General features: G+C 66.2%; 11 protein-coding genes and 1 pseudogene. 9 read left to right on the top strand and 3 right to left on the bottom strand.

Going from position 1 to position 21,097, the window contains the following annotated elements; genetic code table 11:
• Positions 1–30 precede the first annotated feature (30 nt).
• The 4 genes from FSZ13_RS12605 to FSZ13_RS12620 all read left to right on the top strand — a co-directional run bounded on the left by FSZ13_RS12605 (position 31) and on the right by FSZ13_RS12620 (position 10,333).
• The gene (locus tag FSZ13_RS12605) at positions 31–4,176 is read left to right on the top strand and encodes a DUF1592 domain-containing protein (RefSeq protein WP_145480167.1); all 4,146 of its coding nucleotides are present in this window, start codon (positions 31–33) and stop codon (positions 4,174–4,176) included.
• Positions 4,173–5,651 (top strand): DUF1552 domain-containing protein, encoded by a 1,479-nt coding sequence (locus tag FSZ13_RS12610; protein WP_145480169.1) that lies wholly within the window; start codon positions 4,173–4,175, stop codon positions 5,649–5,651. Before FSZ13_RS12605 ends, FSZ13_RS12610 begins: the two co-directional genes overlap by 4 nt.
• Before the next feature lie 74 nt (positions 5,652–5,725).
• Complete coding sequence (locus FSZ13_RS12615; RefSeq protein ID WP_145480171.1) at positions 5,726–9,856, top strand: DUF1592 domain-containing protein; 4,131 nt, start codon at positions 5,726–5,728, stop codon at positions 9,854–9,856.
• Positions 9,857–9,898: 42 nt separating this feature from the next.
• A complete protein-coding gene (locus FSZ13_RS12620) occupies positions 9,899–10,333 on the top strand; it encodes a hypothetical protein (protein ID WP_145480173.1) in 435 nt (144 codons plus the stop codon).
• 79 nt (positions 10,334–10,412) lie between these two features.
• Here the strand turns inward: FSZ13_RS12620 and FSZ13_RS12625 are convergent, their stop codons facing one another.
• From FSZ13_RS12625 to FSZ13_RS12635, 3 genes and pseudogenes are all read right to left on the bottom strand, one after another.
• Complete coding sequence (locus FSZ13_RS12625; protein ID WP_145480175.1) at positions 10,413–12,149, bottom strand: pseudouridine synthase; 1,737 nt, start codon at positions 12,147–12,149, stop codon at positions 10,413–10,415.
• Positions 12,142–13,079: pseudogene (scpB, locus tag FSZ13_RS12630) on the bottom strand (SMC-Scp complex subunit ScpB). Before scpB ends, FSZ13_RS12625 begins: the two are co-directional and overlap by 8 nt.
• Positions 13,080–13,094: 15 nt before the next feature.
• Positions 13,095–14,000 carry a segregation and condensation protein A gene (locus tag FSZ13_RS12635; protein WP_145480177.1) on the bottom strand — a complete coding sequence of 302 codons (906 nt, stop codon included), beginning with the start codon at positions 13,998–14,000 and terminating at the stop codon, positions 13,095–13,097.
• Positions 14,001–14,351: 351 nt separating this feature from the next.
• Here FSZ13_RS12635 and FSZ13_RS12640 point away from each other — a divergent pair, with 351 nt between their 5' ends.
• The 5 genes from FSZ13_RS12640 (at position 14,352) to FSZ13_RS12660 (ending at position 21,065) form a co-directional block, all read left to right on the top strand.
• Positions 14,352–14,651, top strand: a complete 300-nt coding sequence (locus FSZ13_RS12640) for a YciI family protein (protein ID WP_145480179.1) — start codon at positions 14,352–14,354, stop codon at positions 14,649–14,651.
• The gene (locus FSZ13_RS12645) at positions 14,648–14,917 is read left to right on the top strand and encodes a BolA family protein (protein ID WP_145480181.1); all 270 of its coding nucleotides are present in this window, start codon (positions 14,648–14,650) and stop codon (positions 14,915–14,917) included. The genes FSZ13_RS12640 and FSZ13_RS12645 overlap by 4 nt, the downstream gene beginning before the upstream one ends.
• 148 nt (positions 14,918–15,065) lie before the next feature.
• Complete coding sequence (locus FSZ13_RS12650) at positions 15,066–16,103, top strand: LacI family DNA-binding transcriptional regulator (RefSeq protein WP_145480183.1); 1,038 nt, start codon at positions 15,066–15,068, stop codon at positions 16,101–16,103.
• An 82-nt stretch (positions 16,104–16,185) separates the two neighbouring features.
• A complete protein-coding gene (locus tag FSZ13_RS12655) occupies positions 16,186–19,245 on the top strand; it encodes a TonB-dependent receptor (protein WP_145480186.1) in 3,060 nt (1,019 codons plus the stop codon).
• Positions 19,246–19,451: 206 nt separating this feature from the next.
• Positions 19,452–21,065, top strand: a complete 1,614-nt coding sequence (locus FSZ13_RS12660) for a glucoamylase family protein (protein ID WP_145480188.1) — start codon at positions 19,452–19,454, stop codon at positions 21,063–21,065.
• Positions 21,066–21,097 lie beyond the last annotated feature (32 nt).

The raw sequence follows: 21,097 nt of genomic DNA on the forward strand, positions 1-21,097 counted from the left end.
GGGGTCGAATTCAAGAGCCGGGGACCTCCGATGAAGGCCTGGATGGCGTTGATCGCGCTGTTGTTGGCGCTCGTGCTGGTATGGGGTGGCTGCCGAAAGAACGATGAGTCCGACGCGTTCGAGCCCAGCTGCAGCGACCCGCAGTGGGCGCCGGACAGCGGCTACGTCATCGGCAGCACGGTGCAGAACCTGGGCCAGCGCTACGAGTGCTTCGGCCACGCCGGCTGGTGCAACCAGGCGCCCTACGAGCCCGATGGCGAGAACCCGTTCTGGGAAGAAACCTGGACGCACCTGGGCGCGTGCACGGGCGGGCCCGATCCCGATCCGCCGGGCAACCGCATCACGCTGCAGTTGCCGACCAACATCGAATTCGGCACCGGCGAGGCCAGCGGCGACATCACCGGCAAGCTCCAGTGCGGCACCGACGTCCATCCGGTCAAGGGCAGCTGGGGCCAGACCGTTGTCATCGATGACCTGAAGCAGTGCGACTACGTGCTGATCATGGACAGCAACGCCATCGGCGCATCGATGGATACCGGCCGGGTCATCCGGGTGACCGAGCAGCGGGGCCAGAACATCCTGTTCAAGCCGCGCTTCCGCCGGCTGCCGGATCCGGCCCGGCTGAAGGGGCTGCCCGGCGTGAAGGTCGAGCTGTTCGCGTCCGGGCTGGACCAGCCGCGGCAGATGGCGCTCAACGACGACCGGACCGTGCTCTACGTGGGCAGCAGTTCCATTCCGCACTGGGCCGACCAGCCCGTGGGCGAGGGCAACACCGCCAATCGGCGTGCGGAAACCTTGTACGCGCTGGAGTTGAACCCCGAGAAGACCCGGGCGACGGCCACCTACGTGATTGCCACCGGGCTGGAAGAGCCGCATGGGGTCGCGTATCGCAACGGCGCGCTGTACTACGCGACCACCGGCAGCCTGCGCCGCGTGGCCGGTATCGACAGCAAGTACCGCGATGGCGTGCTGCAGGGCGAGGAGCTCTGGCGCTTCCCCGCCAGCGACACGCCGTTCCCGATGCCGGATGTGCCGCCGTGGCGGTGGTACCACCAGAAGCATCCGCTGTACTTCAATTCGATGGACCCGGCCGACGCGCACCTGTACACGGCAGTCGGCATTCCCTGCAATGTCTGCGTGACCATCAAGGATCCGCGCTACGGCACGGTGATGCGGGTCGACCCGGCGACCGGCAAGGCCGACGTGCTTGCGCGCGGTGTACGCAATGCGGGCGGGCTGGACTGGAATCCGGCGACCGGGAAGCTCTGGTTTGGCGACAACAATCGCGATGGCTTCGACAACGACGATGAGTTGAACGTCATCGATGCCGCCTCGGAACCGAAGCATTTTGGTGCGCCCTATGTGTTCGGCCCGGACACCATCGGCATAACCGAATCGGAGTGGGAGCGCCGGGAAGACCTGGACGCGCTGCGGATTCCGCAGGGCGCCATCCTCAGTGACAAGGCGCCGTCGGAGATCAGGCCGGGCGACTACACGCCGCCGGCGTACGCGTTCGGCAGCAATTTCGCGCCACTGGGCGTGCGCTTCTGGAATGGCTACCCGCCGCGCGCAGGCAGGGAACACATGCTGGTAGCGGTGCACAGCAAGGGCACCGATGAGCGCCCGGGCATGAACATCACCCTGCTTGCTTTGGCGGGCGACACGGTCGAATCGTCCATTCCGCTGGTGCAGGGGTGGCGGGGCTCCGGACCGACCACGCCGTCGGGCTGCATGCAGGAAAACGGTTGCCTGGGCAGCCCGGTCGAGTTCTACGAGATGCCCGACGGCTCGGTGTTGGTGTCCGACGATGTGGCCGGTGTCATCTATCGCGTCAGCCATGACGACAACGCGCTGCCCGACACGACGTTGACCTTGACTGCGCCCGCAGCGCCCTCGCCGGATATCGGGCACCTGCCGGTGGTCGGGTTCCTGACCGGCCCGGATGGGGAGCGTCGCGACTTCAGCGTCGCCTGGGGCGGGAAGCTGGTGCTCGACGGCATGCCGCCCGGCGACTACAGGGTGGAGTGGAAGCCGTTCGATGAGTGGGTGCCCGAACAGCGCGAGATGAGCGCCACGCTTGGCGAGTCAGGCGAGGCCGAGATCGCCGCGAAGTACGTCGAGAAACCCGACGTCAAGGTCGAGCTGACCCTCGTCGCCCCGGCCAGGCCGGCCGGCGCGCTGGCCCAGCACTGGACGGTGATGCTGCGCAAGGGCAACCAGGCCTGGCTCCCCGTCGCTGTACCCTGGGCGGGCGAGTCGAAGGTCCAGCTGGAAACGGGCGACTACGTCCTGCACAACCCGTACACCGAGAAGGCCTATCCGGAGCCGATGCGCGAGCGCTTCCAGGTGGACCATGACACCCCGCCACTCACCCGTACGGCCGCGTACAAGGCCGTGGCCGACCTGGGTGAGCAGGTCCTGCTGAAGGATGGAAACAGCTGCGTGGCATGCCACTCCGAGGAGAGCTGGGACGATCCGCTGAAGGCGAACCGCTGGGTCAACAACATCGACGCGCTCGAGGAAAAGGTCGCCGGCATGACCGGCAACATGACCGCCAACGGCACGCATTGTGACGGGGTCTGCGCGTCCGAAGTGGCGCGCTACCTTGTCGACACGACCTGGCGCGAATACAGCAGGCCCGGCCTGCAGGCGGGGCCACGACAGCTTCGCATGCTGGCGCGCACCGAGTATGCAAACGCAGTTGACGATGTACTGGGCGTAAGGGTCGATCTGCAAGCGCTCCCCGAAGACAAGGCCGACGGACCGGACTTCATCTATCCGGTCGAGGGCATCGCGAGCACGTTTACCGCCGAGGACGTGCGCCGGTACTACGACGTGTCGCTGATGGTGCATGACGCCATCGACGAGCAGGCGCTGGCCGCACGCTTCGGCAGCCGGGCCGACGCTTTCGTTTCGGCGCTGGGCCGGAAGATGTTCCGGCGTCCGCTGTCGGACAGCGAGAAGCTTCGCTACCTGGAGGTGTACAACCAGCCCTCGGCCGGGGGCGCGCGCGGCGTGCGCAGCGTTGCACTGGCCATGCTGGCCTCGCCTTTTTTCCTGTATCGCTCGGAGATGGGGGTGAAGGATGCGGAAGGCGACCTGTTCACGCTGAGCCCGTTCGAGCGTGCCACCGCCTTGTCGTTCACGTTGCTTGGCACCACGCCCGATGACGCGCTGCTGGCTGCGGCGGAGAATGGCGAGCTGGAAACCGAAGGGCAGGTGCAGCGGGTCATCTCCAACATGCTGCTCGACCCACGCGCGGCGCAGCAACTGACCCGGTTCGTGTCGTACTACGCCGGCCTGGCCCCGGGCGTTCCCATTTCCCCGCGGCCAGGCCTGGACGCGCCAATGATCGCGGCAATGCGTGATGAGTTCCGGATGACCCTGGAAGAGAATTTCCACACCGGTTCCGGCACGGTGCGCGAGGCGTTCAATCCCGGCTATACGTTCCTCAATGCCGAACTGGCCAGCCACTACGCCATCGGTGGGGTCACCGGCAGCGCGCTGAAAAAGGTGGTGCTCTCTCACGAACATGCGCGCTGGCGCGGCGGCGTGCTGAACGCGGGGCTGTTCCCGGTCAAGTACGCCAACAACCACTCCACCTCGCTGGTCATGCGTGGCTTCACCATCCGGCAGAGCCTGTTCTGCCAGTCGTTCGCTGCCAATGCCCTGCGCCCGGATCCCGATCCGTACCCGGAACGGCCGATCGGCGAGCGCGAGAAGTGGCAGATCAACACCGGCCCGACTGCGTCGCACGGCACCTGCTGGGGCTGCCACAAGTTCTTCAACGACACGGGCGCATCGATGGAGAACTACGACCAGACCGCAAAGCTGCGCGAGACGGAACTGGCCATCAACGAGGGGTATACCGACCAGCACGTGCCCATCGATGCCTCCGGCCCGTTCATCGACAACGCCGGCGGCAACTGGATCGACCGCATCGATGACGTCCGCGACATCGCCGAGCACGTCCCAGGCAACAAAGAGGCCATGCTGTGCCTGGCGAGCGGTTTTTACCGCTACGCGATGGGTGCCCGGCCGGACAGGAACAGCCTGGGGACCATCACCCGTGCGCGCGACACGCTGTTGCAGGACGGCGACGTGCGCAGGCTGGCGACCACGCTGTTGACCGCTGAAACGATGAACCGCCGCAAGGACCAGGAGAACGCGAAATGAGCATTTCAGTGTCCCGCCGTAGATTGCTGCTGGGTCTGGCCGCTGCGGGCGGACTGGGCGCCCTCGGTGCAGGGGCGTACTACCTCAACCGCACGTCGCTGGCCCGCTGGGCGGTGGACGGGCGCGAGTTGAAGGGTGCGCTGCAGGGCGGCAAGCCCAAGGTGGTGTTCGTAATCCTGGCCGATGGATTGGGGACCCTGAATCTCAACAACACCACGCCGGACCAGGAAGCGCCCAGCAACCCGAACGATCGCCAGATCTGGCATCCGTGGGATGGGGAAGTGGGCAACAACAGTTATCGATCGCTGGGGCTGGATGTGGAGGGCCCCCTGCTGGCGATGCTGAGCAGTGAGCTGGAGCCTTACCGCTCGCGGTCGCTCTACATCCGTGGCACCTCCCTGGGGACAAACTACGAAGCGCATAGCGGATGGACGTCATGCCTGCGTGACAACAACAAGGCGCATGCCAGCATCGACCACATCATCGGGCAGAAGCTGTCGAACTATGCAGCCACGCAGAAGGCTGTGTTCTGTGGCCACATTACCCACAACCCAAACTTTCGGGTGTCCTATTCCGGAGGAGGCACGGCGATCCGGGACATGCAGAGCAACCCGCACCGCCTGTTTGCAAGCTTGTTCCCCGACCAGGCCGGGCGCAGCCGGAGTGGTGGCAAGCACGTGTTCGACCCGGCCCTGGCCGACCTGCGCGAGCTCAAGGAAGGCATGTCGCCGCGCGAGCGGCAGAAGCTGGAGTCGCACCTGGACGCCATCGAGCAGGTGCAGAACGACCTGGACGGCGGCCCGGTGGAGCCGGGCCCCGGCTGCGACCCCACGCTGCCGGAGTTCGAGCAGTCGTGGCTCGAAGACCACAAGCGCAGGGCGGATGTGCTGGCTGCCACGTCGAGCGTACTGGCGACCGCACTGGCCTGCGGTGCGACCCGGGTGGCCACCTTCCAGGTCGGCGCCAGTTCGGAGAACCAGGCGATCTATTTCGATCCCTACGGTGACGGCAGCGGGCCGACGTTCACCGACAATGCGCACGAGGCTGCCCACCATAACCGCGGCAGCGGTCCGGACGAAAAGCGCATCATGTGGCAGCAGTCGCGAGTGTGGTACGTCAACCGACTCAAGACGCTGCTGGATGACCTGGCCCGGCACCCGGATCCGGACGTACCGGAGGATTCATTGCTGGACCACACCCTGGTCGTTGTCACCAGCGAGCTGTCTGACGGCCGACCGGAGACGAGCCTGGACATGCCCTTGGTGATGATCGGCGGCACCCGGTCGCACGGGCTGAACGTCGGCAACAGCAACAACGGCCGCTTCATCCATATCGGCGACCAGGGTGACCGAAGCGACTGGCTGGGCGAGCACGTCAGCCTGGAGCGGATCTGGACGACGGTCGCGCAGTCGATGGGGGTGGCCTCGGGTTACAGCCTTCCCCCGGTCAGCGGGATTTTCAGGGGGATCGGCTGAATCGCCTGACGCAGCGCGGGTGCGGCATGAGGCATGAATTCAACGGGGGTCGAATTCGACGGGTGGGGAATACCATGAAATCCTGGTTAGCGGTGGCGGCGCTCATGCTGGCGCTCGCGTTGGGTGGTTGCCGCCGGGAAGATGGCGGGTCCGGTCCGGTCCAGATGGCCTGTGATGACCCACAGTGGGCGCCGGACAGCGGCTACGTCATCGGCGATACGGTGCAGAACCTGGGGCAGCGCTACGAGTGCCACGGGCACGCTGCCTGGTGCAACCAGGATGATTACGAGCCGGATGGGCAGAACCCATTCTGGGATACCACCTGGACGCACCTTGGCGCCTGCATGGGCCCCGATCCCGATCCGCAGGAGAACCGCATTACCCTGGAGCTGCCGTCCAACATCGAGTACGGCAGCGGCGAGGCCACTGGCGAGATCACCGGCAAGCTCCAGTGCGGCGCCGATGTCCACCCGATCAAGGGCAGCTGGGGGCAGACTGTCGTCGTCGACGAACTGAAGCAGTGCAACTATGTGCTGATCCTGGACAGCAACAGCGTCGGCGCGCCGATGGATACCGGTCGTGTTCTCCGGATCACCGAGTCGTCCGGCCAGAACGTCGTCTTCAAGCCGCGCTTCCGCAGGTTGCCGGACGTGGCCCGGCTGAAAGGCCTGCCAGGGATAACGGTCGAACTGTTCGCCTCGGGCCTGGATCAACCGCGGCAGATGGCGCTCAACGACGCCGGCACCGTGCTGTACGTGGGCAGCAGTGCGATTCCGCACTGGGCAGACGTTCCGGCGGGCGAGGGCAGCACCGCCAATCGTCGTGCCCAGGTGCTGTACGCGCTGGAATTGAACGCGCAGAAGACCGGCACGACGGGCACTTACGTGATCGGCACCGGGTTGGAGGAGCCGCATGGTGTTGCCTACCGCAAGGGCACGCTGTACTACGCCACCAGCGGCAGCCTGCGGCGCATCGATGACATCGACACGAAGTACCGCACCGGTGCGCTGATCGGCACCGAGGTCTGGAAATTCCCCGCGGACGACGCCGACTTCCCGTTGGCGGACGTGCCGCCGTGGCGGTGGTACCACCAGAAGCACTCGCTGCACTTCAATACCTTCGATCCCACCGACGAGTGGATCTACACGGACGTAGGCATTCCGTGCAACGTCTGCATTACCGTCAAAGACCCGCGCTACGGCACCATCCTGCGGGTCAATCCGGCCACCGGTGCATCCGAAGTGCTGGCACGCGGCATACGCAACGCCGTCGGCATGGACTGGCAGCCGGCCACCGGTACGGTCTGGTCGGGCGACAACAACCGCGACGGCTTCGACAACCCCGACGAGTTGAACGTGTTCAACATGCTGCGTGCGCCGCGGCACTACGGCGCGCCCTACGTCTTCGGTCGTGACACCATCGGCATCACCGACTCGGAGTGGGAGCGCCGCGAGGAGCTGGACGCATTGCGGATTCCGCCGGGCGCCATCCTCAGCGACAAGGCGCCTTCGGACATCAACACGCTGCACTTCTCGCCGCCCGCGTTCGACTTCGGCAGCAATTTCGCGCCGCTGGGCATCCGTTTCTGGAAGACCTACGCCCCGCAGCGCGGGCGCCAGCACCTGCTGGCCGCCGTGCACAGCAAGGGCAGTGACGAACGCCCCGGCATGAACATCACCGTGTTCACCCTGGACGGCGACAGCGTGGATGCGTCCATTCCGCTGGTGCAGGGCTGGCGCGGCACCGGCCCGACCACACCGACCGGATGCATGCAGGAGAACGGCTGCATCGGCAGCCCGGTGGAATTCCTGCCGATGCCGGACGGTTCGCTGCTGGTCTCCGACGATATCTCGGTCAACATCTACCGTCTCACCTATATCACCGACGGGCTGCCGGCCACGACACTGACGCTGAGGGCGCCGGCCGCGCCTTCCGCGGACGTTGCCGGCCAGCAGGTGGTCGGCTTCCTTACCGGCCCGGATGGGGATCGCCGTGACTTCGGCCTGGCCTGGGGCAAGCGGCTTGTGCTCAACGGTTTGCCGCATGGCAACTACAAAGTGGAATGGAAGCCGTTCGACGAGTGGGTGCCCGAACAGCGTGAGATGCATGCCACGCTGGGCGCGGGTGCGCCGGATGCCGAGGTTGCCGCGACCTATATCGAACGACCCGAGGTCAACGTCGAGCTCACCCTGCAGGCCCCGGCCAAGCCTCCCGGCGCACTGGCCGATGCCTGGCAGGTGCAGCTGCGCAAGGGCAACCAGGGCTGGGTGCCGGTGGACGTGGCCTGGGGCGGCGAGGCCAAGGTGGCGCTGGAGTATGGGGATTACGTGGTGCATTACCCGTACACCGAAAAGGCGTATCCGGCCCCCATGCGCGAACGCATCCAGGTGGACTACGACACCGCGCCAATGATCCGCACCACCTCTTACACGGTAGTGGACGACCTGGGCAAGCAGGTGCTGCTGGACGACACCAATGGCTGCGTGGGCTGCCACTCCGCCACCAGCTGGAACGATCCGGTCAAGGCAATGCGCTGGGTGGACAATGTCGATGCCTTGAAGGAGAAGGTCATCGGCATGACCACCAACATGACCGCCAACGGCACCCACTGCGATGGCGTCTGTGGATCGGAGATTTCCGGTTACCTGGTGAACACGGTCTGGCGCGAGTACAGCAACCCGGGTCCGCAGGCCGGCCCGCGCCAGTTGCGAATGCTGGCCCGCACCGAGTATGCGAACGCGGTGCGCGACGTGCTGGGCGTGACGGTGGATCCCGAAGACCTGCCGGACAACAAGGCTGACGGCCCTGACTTCATCTATCCGGTCGAGGCCATTGCCAGCACCTTCACCGCCGAGGACGTGCGCAAGTACTACGACACCTCGTTGAAGGTGGGCGACGCGATCGACGAGGCCGCGCTGGCCACTCGCTTCGGAAGCACGGCGGCCGATTTCGTGGCGAACCTGGGGCGCGAGATGTTCCGGCGCCCATTGTCGGCTACCGAGAAGACGCGCTACGAAACCGTGTATGGGGAACCGGAGGGCGGCGTGCAGGGCGTGGCGCTGGCGATGCTGGCCTCGCCACACTTCCTGTATCGCTCGGAGATGGGCTCGAAGGATGCGGACGATGCGTTGTTTACCCTGACGCCGTACGAGCGGGCCACCGCCTTGTCGTTCACGCTGCTGGGCACCACGCCGGATGCGGCGCTGCTGGACAAGGCAGCCAATGGCGAACTGGAAACGGAGACGCAGGTGCAGGCGGTGGTCGACAGCATGCTGGCCGACCCACGCTCGGCGCAGCAGCTGACACGGTTCATTTCGTTCTACGCGGGCCTTGCCCCGGGCCTTCCGGTATCGCCGCGCCCCGGCCTGGACGCCACGATGATCGCGGCGATGCGCGATGAGTTCCGGATGACCCTGGAAGACAACTTCCGCGAAGGCTCCGGTGGCGTGCGCGAAGCGTTCAACCCGGGCTATACCTACCTCAACGAGGCGCTGGCCAACCATTATGAAATCGGCGGGGTTACCGGCAGCGCGCTGAAGAAGATCACGCTGACGGCCGAGCAGGCGCACTGGCGCGGCGGCGTGCTGAACGCCGGCCTGTTCGCGGTCAAATACGCAAACAACCACTCCACCTCGCTGGTGATGCGAGGCTTCGTGATCCGCAACAGCCTGTTCTGCCAGACGTTCGCGTCCAACGCCATCCGGCCGGACCCGGACCCGTATCCGGACCGGCCGATCGGCGAGCGCGAGAAGTGGCATATCAACACCGGGCCGACTGCATCGGAAGGCACCTGCTGGACCTGCCACAAGTTCTTCAACGACACCGGCGCGTCGATGGAGAATTTCGACCAGACCGCGAAACTGCGCCAGACCGAGCTGGGCATCAACGAGGGCTATACCGACCAGGAAGTGCCCATCGATGCGTCCGGGCCGTTCATCGACACCGCTGGCGGCTATTGGGTGGAGCATATCGACGACGTCCGCGGGATTGCCGAGCACGTGGCAGCCAACCGGGAGGCGATGATGTGCCTGGCCAGCGGCTTCTATCGTTATGCGATGGGCGCCCGGCCGGACAAGTCCAGTCTGAAGACGGTGTCGAAAGCGCGCGACGCGCTCCTGCACGACGGCGACGTGCGCAAGCTGGCCTCTACCTTGCTGACCGCTGAAACGATGAATCGGCGCCTGGAGGAGGAGCCTGCCAAATGAGCTAGATTCGGCCTCATCTTCCACCGGCATGAGGTCACCCTGATGAAAAAGCATTTCCTGGCACTGATCGCACTGGCCGGCCTGGGCGCGGTCCCGGCCGCGCAGGCGGCGGGCAACATCGACTGCGAACTGAGCTACAACCTCGCCGGTTGGTCGGTGTTCTACAAGACCGCGTCCGGCACCGGCATGATCACCTGCGACAACGGGGCCAGCATCCCGGTGAAGATCACCGTCAAGGGTGGTGGTCTGACCGTGGGCAAATCGAAGATCACCGACGGCAAGGGCAAGTTCTCCGGCGCATATTCGCTCAACGACCTGATCGGCTCCTACGCGTCGGTGGAAGCGCATGCAGGCGCGGACAAGTCCAGCAGCGCCCAGGTCGTCACCAAGGGCGACGTATCCCTGGCCTTGGCCGGCACCGGCAAGGGCTGGGACCTGGGGGTGGCCGGCAGCCGGTTCACCATCGAGCGCCGCTAGTCATTGCGTGGGCCGGCCAGCGGCCGACGCTGCCAGCGCAAAAAAAACCCGGTCAATGACCGGGTTTTTTCATTTCGCATCAGCCGCCGCGCGGGCCGCCACCACGGTGGCCACCGCCGCCGGGACCGCGGCTGCCGCCCGGGCGTGCACCGCCGGGACGACCGCCCGGGCCACCCGGACCGCGACCGCCCGGGCCGCGATTGCCACCGGGGCCACCCGGGCCACGGTTGCCACCCGGACCGCCCGGGCCGCGATTGCCGGCAGGACGACCGCCGGCCGGACGGCTGTTGCCGTACGGGCTCGCGCCCGGATTGGCATGGTCGGACGGGAAGCTCGGCGCGTTGCCCGGGTGACCGTACGGATGGCGCTGCGCGCCCTGGCCGCTGCGGTTGCCGGCGCCAGCACCGGCCGGACGGCCCTGGCCGCCGTAGCCGCCACGGCTTTCACCGCGCGCGTCGCCGCCGAAGCCGCCGCCGCTGCGTTCACCATAGGCACCGCGACCCTGGCCGCCTGCGCCGCCCGGACCCTTCGGCTTGCCGTACGGGCGGCCCTGGCCACCGGCGCCTGCGCCGGCACCCGGTCCGCGCGCACCCGGGCCGCGGGCTGCGCCCGGACCGGCATTGCGGTGGTTGCTCGGGCCGGTGCTCACGCCATCGGGCACGTACCAGCTGCGGAACGCGGCCGGGTTGCCTTCGGGCAGGGCGCGGTTGCCCTTGTCCGGGCGCTGCTTGAACGGGCGCTGCGACTGCTTGGCCGCCGCTTCGCCGGTGACCGTCAGGCCACCCTTGAAGCCGCCGCCCTTGCCCCCGCGACCACGGCCGCGGTCTTCGCGCACGTTGTCGAATCGACGCAGTTCGCGGCCTTCGTCGGCCTGGTTGTGGCCGTTGACGTACGCATTGCCACGGCCACCTTCGCGCGACACGCGCACGGTGGTCTTGGCGGCGCGGCGCTGGCCGATCACCGGCTGCAGGGTCAGCGCCGACGGCGCGCCTTCTTCCAGCTTCAGTTCGGCGCGCAGCTGCTCGACCTGCTTGGCGGTGAGTTCCTGCGACTGGCCACGCAGCAGTTCGCGCGGCAGGGTGATCCTGCCGTAGCGGGTGCGCTTGAGGCGGCTGACCTGGCAGCCCTGCGACTCCCACAGGCGACGCACTTCGCGGTTGCGGCCTTCCTTGACCACCACGCGGAACCAGTCGTGCGAATCGGTCCCGCCAATGCGTTCGATCTCGTCGAACTTGGCCGGGCCGTCTTCCAGCGCCACGCCACGGGCGAGGCGGTCGACGATGGCGTCGGGCACCTTCTCTTCGCCTTCCGGGGCGCGCACGCGCACCACGTATTCGCGCTCGACCTCGTAGGAGGGATGCATCATCGCGTTGGCCAGCTCACCATCGGTGGTCGCCAGCAGCAGGCCGGTGGTGTTGATGTCCAGGCGGCCGATCGCGATCCAGCGTGCGCCCTTCAGGGCCGGCAGCGCTTCGAACACGGTCGGGCGACCTTCGGGATCTTCGCGCGTGGTCACTTCGCCTTCGGGCTTGTTGTACGCCAGCACGCGCGAGGTCTCGGTCAGCGCGGTGGCGACGAAGCCACGGCCGTCCAGCTCGACCTTGTCGCCGCTCTTGATCGACTGGCCGGTCTTGGCCACTTCGCCGTTGACCTTGACCAGGCCGTCGGCGATGCGCTGTTCCAGCGCGCGGCGCGAGCCGAGGCCGGCCTGGGCCAGCACCTTGTGCAGGCGCTCTTCGAGCTTGGGCTGGTCGGTGTCGGATTCGCGCTTCAGCGAAAGCTTGTTCAACGACAGCTTGCGGGGGGTGTCACTCATTTACTTGGCTCCGGCCGGCGACATTTCGTCGGCCTCTGGTTCGGGATCGGCTTCGTCAACAGCCACGGTCGTCTTCGCGACGGCGTTGTTTTCGGTTTCGGGGTCGCCATCGCTGGCGGTTGCATCCGCATCGTCGTCGGCGGGCGACGCAGATGCATGGGATTGGGTTTCGCTATTGTCCTGCGCGGCGTCCTGTTCTGCCAACCGTGCCGACATCAGCGCGGCGCGCGCGGCGGCGCGGGTGGCGGCCGGGTCGGATTCCGGTGCCGGTTCGGATTCCGGTTCTGGTTCCGATTGTGGCTCGGCCTGGGGTTCGGCGTCGGCGTCCGGGCTGGCCGCGCCGGCGGCGATGCGACCGGCCGGCTGGCCGTCGTTGTCCAGCGGCAGCTGCGGCTCCAGTTCACCCAGGTCGCGCAGCTCCGACAGCGGCGGCAGTTCGTCCAGGCGCTTGAGCCCGAAGTAATCCAGGAAGCCCTTGGTGGTGCCGAACAGCGCCGGTTTGCCGGGCACGTCGCGGTGGCCGATCACGCGGATCCACTCGCGCTCTTCCAGCGCCTGGATGATGTTGCTGCTCACCGCCACGCCTCGTACCTGTTCGATCTCGCCGCGGGTGATCGGCTGGCGGTAGGCAATCAGCGCCAGGGTTTCCAGCGTGGCACGGGTGTAGCGGGTCTTGCGCTCGGTCCACAGCCGGGTGATGAACCCGTGGACCTCGCTGGTGACCTGGAAGCGGAAGCCCGAGGCGACCTCGACCAGCTCCACGCCACGATCGGCGCAGCCTTCGCGCAGCAGTTCCAGCGCGCGTTCGATGCTGCCCGGCGGCGCCGGTTCCTCTTCCGGGAACAGGCCCTGCAGCTGGGCCAGGGTCAGCGGCTGGCTCGAGGCCAGCAGCGCCCCTTCGACAATACGGTTGATCAGCGGTTGATCCATGCGTGGGTCGGGTGCTCAGTCGGATTCGTTGGCGGCGTCGGCATCGTCGAACTCGCTGTTGAACTGCAGCGGTTCGTTGGTGTTGCCAGCGGCCAGGGACTTGACGTAGATCGGCGCCAGCGGCGCTTCCTGGACGATGTCCAGCAACTGTTCCTTGGCCAGTTCGAGCAGCGCCAGGAAGGTGACCAGCACCCCCAGCTTGCCTTCTTCGGCGGTGAACAGCGTTTCAAAGCGATAGAACCTGCCGTCTTCCAGACGGCCCAGCACGTCGCCCATGCGCTGGCGGACGCTCAAGGCCTCGCGTTTGATCGCGTGGCCGGTAAACAATTCGGCGCGCTTGAGCACGTCGTGCAGCGCCATCAGCATTTCCTTCAGGTCCACCGGCGGCGGCAGCTTGATCGCCGCACGGTCGGGCACGAAGGCATGGGCCAGGCTGGTGTCGCGGTCCTGGCGGGGCAGGGCGTCGATATCTTCGGCGGCCTGCTTGAAACGTTCGTATTCCTGCAGCCGGCGCACCAGTTCCGCGCGCGGGTCGCCTTCCTCGCCTTCGATGCTCGGCGGGCGCGGCAGCAGCATCCGCGACTTCACCTCGGCCAGGATCGCGGCCATCACCAGGTACTCGGCGGCCAGTTCGAAGCGCAGTTCCTGCATGACATTGATGTAGTCCACGTACTGCCGGGTGATTTCGGCGACGGGGATGTCCAGGATGTCCAGGTTCTGCCGGCGGATCAGGTACAGCAGCAGGTCAAGCGGACCTTCGAAAGCATCCAGGATGACTTCCAGCGCGTCCGGCGGGATGTACAGGTCCTGCGGGATCTGCAGGACCGGTTGACCATGCACCACGGCCAGCGGCATTTCCTGCTGCTGCGGGGCGGTCGGCCGGGTTTGCGGGTTCGCGTCGAGCGCGAGTTCGGAAGTCATCAATATTGACGTCGGTATTGCAACGGACCAGTTTGCTGCGCCGGACCCGACCGGGACGGCCCGGAAGGCAGGATCGCAAGCCATGACACGCCTGTGCCGGCGTGGTTCCACATTTCAAACAGCAGCAGGTTGCTCGACCAGCAGGCATCGACGATGGGTCGATACAGGCGCGGCAACGGAACTGCGGGAGGTCGTCTACGTGTACTGGTTTGGGGGCAGCGGATCCCGTAACGACGGGGTTGCTGCGTCCAGCCACGTGCAATAGGGACAAGAGTACGGCTTCACAACGGCAGTGTCCAGCGAGGCGGGCTAGAATCGCGGGGTTGTTCAGCTGAACCCCTGGAGTTGCCCGTGTGGTATGTGATTGAAGGCTATGACGGTACCGATGTGCTGCCCGCCCGGCTGGCGGCCCGGCCGGCCCACCTGGCCCGACTGGAAGCCCTGCGTGATGCAGGCCGTCTGCTGCTGGCCGGCCCGTGCCCGGCCATCGACAGCGAAGACCCGGGCCCTGCAGGCTTCAGCGGCAGCGTGGTGATCGCCGAGTTCGACTCGCTGGAGCAGGCGCAGGCCTGGGGCGCCGAGGATCCCTATGTGGAGGCCGGCGTCTATACCCGCGTGCAGGTGCGCCCCTTCCGCAGGGTGCTGCCATGAACCGGGTCGAGCAGATCCGCGCGGCCCTGCAGGCGGCGTTCGACCCGGAGCTGCTGGAGGTGGTGGATGACAGCCACCGCCATGCCGGCCACGAAGGCGCGCGCGATGGACGCGGGCATTTCAATGTCCGCGTGGTCAGCGCGGCCTTCGAGGGCAAGTTGCCGCTGGCGCGCCATCGTGCCGTCTATGCGGCCCTGGGCAGCCTGATGGAGACCGACATCCACGCGCTGTCCATCGATGCCCAAGCGCCGTCAAAAAAGGGCTGAAGCCCTTGTCCCGCCTTGTCCCGGCAAGTCCCGGGGCGACCTCTTCAGGACATTTCGAGGTTACCGCCGTGCGACATTCGCCTAACGGACTGTTTACATCCGGGTTTGAAAACGCTTACATTCCGCGCCAAGCCCAGATCTCTAAGCCGTGGAGGGCGGCGAAGTGAACAAGGCAGCCATAACCATCAAGGATGTAGCCCGCGAAGCCCGCGTCAGCGTGGCAACGGTGTCGCGTGCGCTCAACGGGCATGAAAACGTCGCCGAGCCGGTGCGCAAGCTGGTGCTGGAGGTGGCTGCGCGCCTGCGCTACACGCCGCACGCGGCCGCCCGCAGCCTGAGCAGCCGGCGCACCAACACCATCGGTGTGGTGCTGCCCGACCTGTACGGCGAATTCTTCTCCGAACTGATGCGCGGCATCGACCAGGTGGCGCGTGCGCGCCGCCAGCACCTGCTGGTGTCCAGCTACCACGGCGACCAGGAGCAGCAGGGCGCGGCCCTGCGTGCCATGCGCGGCCGGGTCGACGGGCTGCTGGTGCTGTCGCCGTATGCCGAAAGCCCCGGCTTCCTGACCGACAACCTGCCGCAGTCGCTGCCCACGGTGCTGATCAACACCTATCTGCCCGAGCAGGACCACCCGGTACTCAGCATCGACGACCATGCCGGCGCGATGGCGATGACCCGCCACCTGCTCGATGGCGGGCACCGCCGCATTGCCTTCATTGCCGGCCCCGACCTGAACTTCGATGCGCGCGAACGCCTGCGCGGGTTCCGCGACGCGTTGGCCGCGTTCGGCAGCGCGGCGGAGGGCATCGAGCTGCCGGGCGACTTCGATGAGGCCTCCGGCCACCGCGCCGGGCAGGAGCTGCTGGCCGCCGGGGCACTGCCCGATGCGGTGTTCGCCGCCAACGACATGATGGCGCTGGGATGCCTGTATGCGTTCGCCCAGGCGGGCGTGCGGGTGCCGACGGATGTGGCGCTGGCCGGCTTCGATGACATTCCGCTGGCGCGTTTCGTTCACCCGTCGTTGACGACGATGCAGGTGAGTATCGCCGAATTGGGCGACAGGGCGGCCACGCGCCTGCTGCAGTTGATGGATGGCAACAACAGCGAGACGGAGGGCGACAAGCAGACGCTTGTACCTCGCCTGATCGTCCGTGATTCATGCGGTATCGGTTCCACGTCGTAGGCCACGACCGTTGGTCGTGGCACATCTGAAAACAAAAAAGACAGGCGGCCGCTATGACGGTCACCACCACCCGGAGATTTACATGACGTATTCCAAGAACAGCACCCGCATGCCGGCTCGCCGCCTGCTGACGAGTGCGCTGGTCAGCTGCCTGCTGCTCGGCGCCGCGCCGAGCGTGATGGCGCAGTCCGCCACCTCCTCGCTGCGTGGCCAGGTCGCCCAGGCCGAGGCCGGTACCGAAGTCACCGCCACCAACGTGGCCAGCGGCAGCGTGCGCCGCGCCACCACCCGTGCCGATGGCACCTATTCGCTGATGGGCCTGGATCCGGGCACCTATGACGTGGTCGCCAACGGCCAGACCCAGAAGGTCACCGTGACCGTTGCCTCGACCGCGACGCTGAACTTCAGCGGCGCCCCGGCCAATGGTGGCACCGCCAACGCGACCAACCTCGACACCGTCAACGTGGTCGCCCCGACCCTGCTGCAGGAAGTGCGTACGTCCGAAGTGGGCAAGACGGTCAGCCTGCAGCAGATCCAGACCACCCCGCAGGTGTCGCGCAACTTCCTGGAATTCGCCGACGCGGTGCCGGGCATGATCTTCACCCGTGATGCGAAGGGCAACACCTCGCTGCGCGGTGGTGCCACCAATGCCGACGGCACCAACGTCTACATCGACGGCGTGGGCCAGAAGAGCTACGTCAAGGGCGGCGGCGTCGCCGGCCAGTCCGGCAGCGCCGGCAACCCGTTCCCGCAGCTGGCGATCGGCGAATACAAGGTCATCAGCGGCAACTACAAGGCCGAGTACGGCCAGGTCTCCAGCGCGGCGGTGACCGCGGCGACCAAGTCCGGTACCAATGAATTCAAGGGTGAGGCGTTCTACCGCTACACCGACGAAGACATGCGCGCCAAGACCCCGGCCGAGCGCCAGGAAGGCAAGACCAAGGAAGTGTCGGCCGAGAAGGAATACGGCTTCGCCCTGGGCGGCCCGATCGTGCAGGACAAGGCGCACTTCTTCGTGACCTACGAAGCCAAGCGCTTCGACCTGCCGGTGACCATCGCCCCGGAGGGCTCGGTGACCAACCGCGTCGGCCTGCTGCCGGCCGATGCCGCCGCCCAGCTCGGCCCGGCCAGCCAGCCGTTCGAACAGGACCTGATCTTCGCCAAGATCGACGTCGAGCCGACCGACAACGACCGCATCGAGCTGACCTTCCAGGACCGCGACGAAACCCAGCAGCAGTTCAGTGGCCAGACCGCGCCGTCGCACGGCAAGGAAACCGAGAACACCGACCGTCGTTACGCGCTGCGCTGGAACCACAGCGGTGAGCGTTTCTACAACGAGCTGATGCTCACCCACGAAGATTCGTTCAACAACCCGGTGCCGCTGACCATCGGCAACGGCTACGTGTATACCGCGCCGGACGGTACCGACGACCGCACCCTGGTGCAGATCGGCGGCGCCTCGGCGCTGGACTCGCAGGTGAAAGGCCAGAAGGGCTGGTCGATCGAAGACAACCTGACCCTGGATGGCATCCAGTGGGCCGGCGACCACACCATCAAGATGGGCGCCAAGTACAAGGAAATCGACCTGTACGCATCGGATGCGCAGGAGATCAACCCGCAGTTCACCTATACCCTGGGTGATGCGGACTTCCCGTCGGACATCCCGTACAAGGCGCAGTTCGTCAAGCCGGTCACCGGCGTGACCGGCGTCACCGGTGAAGTGCGTTCCAAGGTCAAGCAGATCGGCCTGTTCATCCAGGACGACTGGCAGGTCAACGACCACCTGCAGCTGAACCTGGGCCTGCGCTGGGATTACGAAAAGAACCCGAGCTACCTGGACTTCGTGACCCCGCCGGAAGTGGTGGCGGCGATCTACAGCCAGGATCCGCGCGGTCCGGCCGGCCAGACCTATGCCGACTCGCTGGCTGCCAGCGGCCTGAACATCAACGACTACATCAGCAACGGCCGCAACCGCAAGGCGTTCAAGAATGCCTGGCAGCCGCGCCTGGGCTTCTCGTATGACCTCAACGCCGACGAGCAGCACGTGATCCACGGTGGTGCCGGCCGTTCCTACGACCGCGACCTGTTCGACTACCTGCAGCTGGAAACCACCAAGCTGGCCCTGCCGCAGCCGACCATCTACTTCCGCAACCCGGCCACGGGCGCCTGCCTCAATGGCCAGGCCGCGTGCTACGACTGGGATCCGAACCTGCTCAACGGCATCCAGAACCTGCAGGCCCTGGTCGGTTCGACCAGCAATGCCGGCCTGGAAGTGGACCTGCTCAACAACAACCTGAAGGCACCGTACGCCGACCAGTTCAGCCTGGGCATGTCCAACCAGATCGGCGACTGGCTGACCGACGCCACCGTCGCACGCACGCTGACCTATGACGGCTTCGCTTTCACCCTGGGCAACCGTTACCCGACCGGCCAGTTCTTCGATGACCCGCGCCTCTGCGGTGGCACCTCGCCGGGCCTGAGCCAGGCGTGGAGCTGCAACATCCCGGGCTTCGGCAGCCTGATCATCGGCCAGCAGGGCATCAAGACCCGTGCCACCCAGGTGCTGCTGTCGGCGCAGAAGCCGTTCACCAAGGAAAGCGGCTGGGGCACCTCGATCGCCTACACCTGGACGACCGCGCGCCACAACCGTGACATCAACGAGCACTACGCGTTCGACCGTGGCCTGATCGAGGATTACCCGACCGTCCGTTCCAACGGTGCGCCGCGTCATCGCATCGTGCTGACCGGTTCGTATGCCGGCTTCTGGGACATCACCTTCGGCGGCAAGATCACCCTGGCCACCCCGACCGCGGTCAACGACTGGTACCCGGTGGCGCAGGCCAGCGGCTTCGACCTGCCGACCCCGGGCGCCGCGGTGCCGGACGGCAACGGTCGCTTCCTGCTCGGTGGCAAGATCTGGGGCTACCGCTCGGTCGACCTGCAGGCGACGAAGACGTTCAAGATGCCGGGCGAGACCGAGTTGTACGCGCGTATCGACATCATCAACGTGTTCAACTTCGACAACTTCTCCAACTACAACTACACCAAGTCCAACGGCAAGCTGCTGGCCAGCTACAACGAGACCGGCGACATCGTCGGTACGCCGCGCCAGGTGAAGGCGGAAGTGGGCTTCCGCTTCTGATGAGGGGAAGGTGGTGACACCCATGGCGTTTTGACACGCATGGCGTGTCACTACGCCGCAGGCCGGTCCCCCAGCCGTAGAGACACGCCATGCGTGTCCTCGCGGTCTGGGGAGAACCGGTTTTTTATGAATGCAGGCTGTAAACGATTTCACTCCACGCCCCGGTATGCTGGCGTGGAATTCGAAGATTCCGGAGGGTTGGCACGATGAAGGTACCCCGCGTAGTGGCACTGGCGGTAATGGCGGCAGCCGTGGTCGGCTGCAAGCCGCAGGCACAGGAACAGCCCGCCAAACCCAAGCCGCCGGTGATCCTGGTCGAAGCCGACGTTCCACCGCGCCCGATGAAACCGGAGTTGCCGCCGCTGTTCGACGACATCGAACGCCGCACCTTCCAGTTCTTCTGGGACACCACCAACGAAGTCAACGGGCTCAGCCCGGACCGTTATCCGTCGCGCCCGTTCGCCAGCATCGCCTCGGTGGGCTACGCGCTGACCGCCTATCCGATCGGCGTGGAAAACGGCTGGGTCAGCCGTACCCAGGCCGTGGACCGCACCCTGACCACGCTGAAGTTCTTCCGCGACCTGCCGATGGGCCCGCAGCGCACCGGCAAGGGTGGCTACAAGGGTTTCTACTACCATTTCCTGGACATGCAGCAGGGCCACCGCTATGACAGCTGGGTGGAACTGTCCAGCGTGGACACCGCCCTGCTGATGATGGGCGTGCTGTTCGCGCAGTCCTATTACACCGGCGACGATTCCCGCGAGAAGGAAATCCGCGCCATCGCCGACACCCTGTACAAGCGCGTCGACTGGCCGTGGCTGCAGCAGCGCGCCCCGCTGATCTCGATGGGCTGGTTCCCGGAAAGCGGCTTCATCGACCACGACTGGATGGGCTACAACGAAGCGATGATGGTCTACATCCTCGCGCTCGGCTCGCCCAGCCACCCGGTCAGCCCGGATGCGTGGACGGTGTGGACGCGCACCTACGACAACGACTGGGGCGTGTTCCAGGGCCAGGAATACCTGTCTTTCGGCCCGCTGTTCGGCCACCAGTACACCCACGTCTGGATCGACTTCCGCGACATCCAGGACGCGTACATGCGCGAACGCGGCAGCACCTACTTCCTCAACAGCCGCTCGGCCGCACTGGCCCAGCGCGAGTACGCCATCGCCAACCCGGCGCAGTGGAAGGAATACGGCGAAAACGTGTGGGGCCTGACCGCCAGCGACGGCCCGCAGAACACCACCCAGGAATTCCGCGGCGAGCAGCGCCAGTTCCGCCATTACTCCTCGCGCGGCGCCGGCCTGCGGGAGAACTTCGACGATGGCACCATCGCCCCCACCGCGGCGATCTCCTCGGTGGTGTTCGCCCCGGAAGAGGTGATCCCGGCCACGCTGGAAATGCACAAGCGTTACGGCGACTACCTGTATTCCAGCTACGGCTTCCTGGATTCGTTCAACCCCAGCTTCAACTTCGACATTCCGCTCAAGACCGGGCGCATCGTGCCGGATCGCGGCTGGGTGGCCAGCGACTACATCGGCATCGACCAGGGCCCGATCCTGACCATGATCGCCAACTACCGCAACGACTTCGTCTGGAACACGATGAAGACCAACCCGCACATCCGCCGTGGCCTGGAGCGTGCCGGTTTCAGCGGCGGCTGGCTGACCCCGGAAGGCGAGGACCAGCCGATGGAACTGCAGAAGGACGAAAAGGCCGCTGCGGCCCGTTCGATGGGCATCGCCGAATCCCGCGCCGCCGCGGCGCAGGAACAGAAGAACAATTCCAACACCAACCGCAACCAGCCCCAGGGGAAGTAAGCAGTGTCCTTGTCGTCGCGCCCCAAGCTGTG

It is taken from the genome of Stenotrophomonas rhizophila, from assembly GCF_007667275.1.
Lineage (GTDB): Bacteria > Pseudomonadota > Gammaproteobacteria > Xanthomonadales > Xanthomonadaceae > Stenotrophomonas > Stenotrophomonas maltophilia_AE.